The sequence below is a fragment of the Corallococcus praedator genome (genome assembly GCF_003612125.1).
In the GTDB taxonomy this organism is placed as follows: Bacteria; Myxococcota; Myxococcia; order Myxococcales; family Myxococcaceae; genus Corallococcus; species Corallococcus praedator.
Genome location: NZ_RAWI01000858.1, coordinates 1 through 538 on the forward strand (window position 1 = coordinate 1; position 538 = coordinate 538).

2 protein-coding genes are annotated in these 538 nt (G+C 58.7%); both read right to left on the reverse strand.

Annotated features, from left to right (window positions below; translation table 11 throughout):
• The coding region (locus D7Y13_RS42145; RefSeq protein ID WP_208734575.1) for an RNA methyltransferase substrate-binding domain-containing protein at positions 1-222 on the reverse strand (222 nt) is incomplete at its 3' end.
• Positions 223-284: 62 nt separating this feature from the next.
• Positions 285-538, reverse strand: a 254-nt coding sequence (locus D7Y13_RS46260) for a hypothetical protein (protein ID WP_158626215.1), incomplete at its 5' end; no start/stop codon positions are given.

Genomic DNA, 538 nt, shown 5'->3' on the forward strand with positions numbered 1-538 from the left:
CTGTAGCAGTTGGTGAAAGCGCGGATCGTAGCGTAGACGCGGCAGCACCCAAATCCGATTTAGGGTGCGATCGCCCTCCAAAGCAGCGATCACCGGATGACGACCGTAGATCAAATCTGAGCCACCCTCTGAATCATCCGAGTTGGCAGCAAGCGGATCGATCTCATCCGCTGAATCTACATTTGGCAGCGCGATCGACTTGCGAATCGGCGCGACCTCCATCTCAAACTGCTCTCGTAGCTCAGCCGAATCAGATTTGCGAGCTGTTGGCACAGGATCGCCTTTTAGAATGGGGGCAGAAACTTCGGCATTTGCTTGATCGCGCTGCCCGGATCGAGCGAGGTGACGACCTGCGACCAGAACGCGAAACGGGCGTCCTGACTGATTACTAGAGCGGTCACGAGTCGGACGATCTGACTGTGCCTCAGGGCGATCTGCGCGACGGGGACGATCGGATTTTGTCCGGTCACGATCGTCGCGTCGCGCATCGGCGGACAGAGGGCGATCGGGTCGCCCTTCACGACGGGGACGATCGATC